The 4573-nt window shown below is 74.9% G+C and carries 7 protein-coding genes; 6 read left to right on the forward strand and 1 reads right to left on the reverse strand.

What is annotated here, in order from left to right:
- The first annotated feature begins 13 nt into the window (after positions 1 to 13).
- Genes BGO91_RS05250 through BGO91_RS05265 form a run of 4 tightly spaced genes read left to right on the forward strand, consistent with a single transcriptional unit; the run spans position 14 to position 2340 of the window.
- Positions 14 to 85, forward strand: a complete 72-nt coding sequence (locus BGO91_RS05250; RefSeq protein WP_290471827.1) for a CGNR zinc finger domain-containing protein — start codon at positions 14 to 16, stop codon at positions 83 to 85.
- 4 nt (positions 86 to 89) lie between these two features.
- Positions 90 to 851, forward strand: coding sequence for a 5-oxoprolinase subunit PxpA (locus BGO91_RS05255; protein ID WP_290471819.1), 762 nt, complete (start codon positions 90 to 92; stop codon positions 849 to 851).
- Positions 848 to 1465, forward strand: a complete 618-nt coding sequence (locus tag BGO91_RS05260) for an allophanate hydrolase subunit 1 (RefSeq protein ID WP_290471820.1) — start codon at positions 848 to 850, stop codon at positions 1463 to 1465. Before BGO91_RS05255 ends, BGO91_RS05260 begins: the two co-directional genes overlap by 4 nt.
- The gene (locus BGO91_RS05265; protein WP_290471821.1) at positions 1462 to 2340 is read left to right on the forward strand and encodes a biotin-dependent carboxyltransferase family protein; all 879 of its coding nucleotides are present in this window, start codon (positions 1462 to 1464) and stop codon (positions 2338 to 2340) included. Before BGO91_RS05260 ends, BGO91_RS05265 begins: the two co-directional genes overlap by 4 nt.
- A 22-nt stretch (positions 2341 to 2362) precedes the next feature.
- Here BGO91_RS05265 and BGO91_RS05270 read toward each other — a convergent pair whose 3' ends face one another.
- Positions 2363 to 3229, reverse strand: coding sequence for a spermidine synthase (locus BGO91_RS05270; protein WP_290471822.1), 867 nt, complete (start codon positions 3227 to 3229; stop codon positions 2363 to 2365).
- 136 nt (positions 3230 to 3365) lie between these two features.
- On the opposite strand from BGO91_RS05270, the gene BGO91_RS05275 reads away from it, so the two are divergent.
- Both BGO91_RS05275 and BGO91_RS05280 read left to right on the forward strand, forming a co-directional pair.
- Positions 3366 to 3884, forward strand: coding sequence for a hypothetical protein (locus tag BGO91_RS05275; protein ID WP_290471823.1), 519 nt, complete (start codon positions 3366 to 3368; stop codon positions 3882 to 3884).
- A gap of 7 nt (positions 3885 to 3891) precedes the next feature.
- Positions 3892 to 4573 (forward strand): histidine kinase dimerization/phosphoacceptor domain-containing protein (locus tag BGO91_RS05280; protein ID WP_290471824.1); only part of this gene is annotated, 682 nt, incomplete at its 3' end.

Here is a 4573-nt window from a genome sequence, read left to right on the forward strand (position 1 = left end):
CCGCTGGTGCTCGATGCAGCGCTGCGGCAACCGGGCCAAGGTGCGCGCGCATCGCGCACGTGCAGGAGCGCGCACGCCACAATAGGGGGATGGCACGCTCCGTCGACCTCAACTGCGACCTCGGCGAGTCGTTCGGCGCCTGGACGATGGGCGATGACGACGCCCTGCTGGCGGTCGTCACCAGCGCGAACGTCGCCTGCGGCTTCCACGCGGGCGACGCGGCGACGATGCTCGCGACGTGCCGCACGGCCGCCGATCGCGGCGTCGCCGTCGGGGCGCACGTGTCGTACCGCGACCTCGCCGGATTCGGACGCCGGGCGATGGATGTCCCGCCCGATGAGCTCCGCGCCGAGACCCTCTACCAGCTGGCGGCCCTGACAGGCATCGCCCGGGTCGCCGGCACCCGCGTCTCCTACGTCAAGCCGCACGGCGCGCTCTACAACCGCATCGTCCGCGACACCGCGCAGGCCCGGGCCGTCGCCGAGGCGGTGGCCGCTTTCGACCCGTCGCTGGCGCTGCTCGGCCTCGCCGGCTCGGAGGTCGAGCGGGAGGCCGCGACGGCCGGGCTGCGCTTCGTGCGCGAGGCCTTCGTCGACCGCGCGTACCGCGCCGACGGCACCCTCGTCCCGCGCGGCGAGCCGGGTGCCGTGCTGCACGATGACGCGGGCATCGCGGAGCGGGCGCTCCGCCTCGTCGCCGAGGGCCGGGTGATCGCGGCCGACGGCACGGACATCGCCGTCCAGGTGGACTCGCTCTGCGTGCACGGCGACTCGGCCGGCGCGGTGGGGATGGCCCGCGCCGTGCGCGCACGCCTGGATGCGGCCGGGATCGCGGTGGAGGCGTTCGCGTGAGCCTGCGCATCCTCCCCTCCGGCGACCGTGCGCTGCTCGCCGAGCTGGGCGGCCTGGAGGAGGTGCTGTCCCTCTACCGCGCACTCGATGCCACGCGTCCGGCCGGTGTGGTCGACCTCGTCCCCGCCGCACGGACGATCGGCGTCGTGGTCGACCCCGCCGTGCTGCCGCTGAGCGCCGCCCAGGCGTGGGTCGAGCGCACGCGGCCGATCGATTCGCCGCCGGCGGACGAGGTCCCCGTCGACCTCCCGGTGCGGTACGACGGCGCGGACCTCGCCGAGGTCGCCGGCATCCTGGGCCTCGGGGTGCGCGACGTGATCGACCTGCACACGTCCTCCGTCTGGCGGGTCGCCTTCGGCGGCTTCGCACCCGGCTTCGGCTATCTGGTCACCGACCACGATCGGCTCCGCGTGCCGCGCCGCGCGACCCCGCGGACCTCCGTCCCGGCGGGCGCGGTCGGCCTCGCGGGCGAGTTCAGCGGCGTCTATCCGCGAGCGAGCCCCGGAGGCTGGCAGCTGATCGGCACGACGGACGCGGTGCTGTGGGATGCCGCCGCCGACCCGCCCGCACTGCTGCGGCCGGGCGCGCTGGTGCGGTTCCGGGAGGTGCCATGAGCCTCCGCGTGCTCGATCCGGGTGCGCTCGCGCTGGTCGAGGATCTCGGCCGTCCGGGCTGGGCGGCCCTCGGCGTCAGCCCGTCGGGGGCGCTCGACCGCGCCGCGCTGCGCCTCGGCAACCGCCTCCTCGGCAACGACGAGGGCAGCGCGGGCGTGGAGCTGCTGCTCGGCGGGTTCGCCGCGCGCTTCGAGACCGAGACGTGGTTCGCGCTCACCGGCGCCGACGGCCCGGCGGAGCTCGACGGGCAGCCGGTCGACACCCACCGCGCCGTACGCGCTCCGGCCGGTGCGGTACTTCGTGTGGGGCGCCCCGGACGTGGGATGCGTTCCTACCTCGCGGTGCGCGGTGGCATCGCCGCGCTCCCGGTGCTCGGCTCGCGCTCCCGCGACGTGCTCTCCGGGCTCGGGCCCGAGCCGCTCCGCGCCGACGACGTCCTCCTGCTCGGCGACCCCGGCGCCCCGGTGCCTCCCGTCGACTTCGTGCCCGTGTCGGCTCCCACGCTCGGCGCCGTCGAGCTGCGGGCGCACCACGGGCCGCGCGCGGACTGGTTCACCGATGCGGCCGTGGAGGCGTTCCACGACGCGGAGTGGACCGTCAGCGCCGAGAGCAACCGGGTCGGCGTCCGCCTCGATCCGCCCGCCGCCGGCCGGCACGCCGCGCCGTTGCTGGAGCGCCGCGTCACCGCGGAGCTGCCGAGCGAGCCGATGGGGGCCGGTTCCGTGCAGGTGTCGCCCGACGGCCGGCCGACCGTGCTGCTCGCCGATCATCCCGTGACCGGCGGGTACCCGGTGATCGCCGTCGTCGCGGAGGCCTCGCTCGACCTCCTGGCGCAGGCGCGACCCGGTCAGACCGTGACCTTCCGCCGCGCGTAGGGCGGCACGCGACCCGGCGAGGTCAGTCGCGGCGGTTGCCGGTCTGGAAGATGCTCCGGGCCGGGGGAGGCGACGGCACGCTCGTCGCGTCCGTCACGATCGGCGCGCTCGCCGCGAACGCGCGCAGCTCGCTGCCCGCGACCGCCTTCGCCGGGTGCGGTCCGCTCGCGAGCAGGCGCGGCAGCCACTCCATCGGCAGAGCGGTGTTCGACCCGACCAGCACCACGTTCCCGAAGCGGCGCCCCTTCAGTACCTGCGTCTCCGCCAGGGCGGCCACGTGCTCCACGGCCGCGCCCAGCGTCGCGACCTGGCTGCGCGCGAACGCGAGCGGCGGCCCGTCGGCGACGTTAACCAGCACGATCCCGCCGGGCTTGAGCAGCGAGACGGCGGACCGGTAGAACTCGATGCTCGTGACGTGCGCGGGCGTCCGCGCGCCGCTGAAGATGTCGATCACGAGCAGGTCGACCTCACCGCGCAGCCCGGCGGGGAGCTTGCCCACCACCTCGCGGGCGTCCCCGTGTCGGATGCGGATCTGCGCGTAGCGGGGGAGGGGCAGCTCCTCGCGCACCAGCTCCACCAGCTTGCTCTCCAGCTCCACCACCTGCTGCCGCGATCCCGGCCGCGTGTAGGCGACGTAGCGGGGGAGGGTGAGCGCGCCGGCCCCGAGGTGCACCGCCGTGATGGGTTCCCCCGGCTCGCCGATCAGGTCGATCACGTTGCCCATCCGCTGCACGTACTCGAAGAACAGCTGCGACGGGTCGTCGAGGTTCACGTGCGACTGCGGCGTCCCGTCCACCACGAGCTGGTAGGCACCGGGCACGAACCGGTCCGGCTCCACGCTGGCGGTGAAGCCGCTCTCCGACAGGACGACCGACGGGTTCTCTGGCACGCGGTCCAGCGTAGTCCGGCTCCGGCGTCCACCCGCGCGATCTCCACCCGCTCTCCACCCCAGGGCGGTGCCGCCGCCGAGAGCGCCGCGTCACGCTGGAGAGGTAGGTCGGAGGCTCCGGCCGGGAAGGCTCGTCATGACGGTTCAGACGCTCGGGAACGCGGTGCTCATCCTGCTGCTCATCGGATGGGTGGGGTACAAGCAGCTCGTGTGGCGGCCGGTCGTGGTCGCGCGGATGTGGCGCGGTCCGGCGATCCTGGCGATCGTCGGCGCGGTGCTGCTGGTGCAGCAGGTGAAGCCCACGGAACTGACCGCGCTCGACCTGGCCATCGTCGTCGGCGAGGTCCTCCTGTCGCTCGGAGTGGGGGCGTGGATGGGCGCGATCGCGCACTTCCGGCCCCTCGCGCAGCCGATGGCGACGGGCAAGGACGGGCGCGACATCGCCGAGTACGAGTCGCGGACGGGCGTGCTGGGCCTGCTGCTGTGGGTGGGGGTCATCGTGGTGCGCGTCGGGGTGGATGTCGTGGCCGCGCAGGCCGGCTCGCACCTCGCCGCCGCGACCGGCATCATCCTGCTGGTCTTCGCGGCGAACCGCGCGGCGCGGACCGCGGTCTTCGCGGCGCGTCTCGATCGGCACCGCGCGCTCGCAGCATGATGGTGCTGTGACCTCTTCGACCTGGCCCGGATGGCTGGCGCTCACGCTCAACGTCGTGGGCGCCGGCTTCGTGGCGTACTCGATCATCGGCTCCCACTCGGCCCAGCGCCCGGCGTGGGCGCTGGTGCTGGGCCTGATCGCGGTCGCCGCCTGGGTGGCGCGCAGCGTGTGCGCCGTGCTCGACGCCCGCCGCACCGCGCTGGTGCTCGGGCTGGTCTCCGCCGCAGCGGGCGCGATCGTCACCCCGGCCACCGACGGGATCGCCGTCGTGCCGGTGATCGTCGCGATCCTGGTGCTGGTCGGCGACCTCCGCTACCCGCTCGCTCTGGGGATCGCCGTGGCGGTCGGCAGCGTGACGCTGATCGTGGTGGGGGCGCTCCCCTTCGACACCCCCGTGGTCGCCGTGCTCAGCGAGCTCGCCGGCGTGCTGCTGGCCGTGTTCGCCGGCCTCAGCCGGCGCCAGTTCCGCCGGTCGGACGAGCAGGCCGCGCTGCTGCGCGAACGCGAGGCGACCATGCGCGAGGAGGCGGCCAGGATCACCCTCGCCCGCGACCTCCACGACGTGCTCGCGCACAGCCTCGGCGGCCTGGTCATCCAGCTCGACGCGGTGGACGCGCTGCTGGAGGCGGGGGAGACCGAACCGGCACGGCGGCGGGTGATCGAGGCGCGGGGGCTCGCCGCAGACGGGC

It is taken from the genome of Leifsonia sp. 71-9 (assembly GCF_001898805.1).
Lineage (GTDB): Bacteria > Actinomycetota > Actinomycetes > Actinomycetales > Microbacteriaceae > Leifsonia.

Bases quoted from the DNA above. Each gene is read 5' to 3' on its own strand.
- BGO91_RS05265 (WP_290471821.1), top strand. From the start codon at position 1,462: ATGAGCCTCCGCGTGCTCGATCCGGGTGCGCTCGCGCTGGTCGAGGAT.
- BGO91_RS05275 (WP_290471823.1), top strand. From the start codon at position 3,366: ATGACGGTTCAGACGCTCGGGAACGCGGTGCTCATCCTGCTGCTCATC.
- BGO91_RS05255 (WP_290471819.1), top strand. From the start codon at position 90: ATGGCACGCTCCGTCGACCTCAACTGCGACCTCGGCGAGTCGTTCGGC.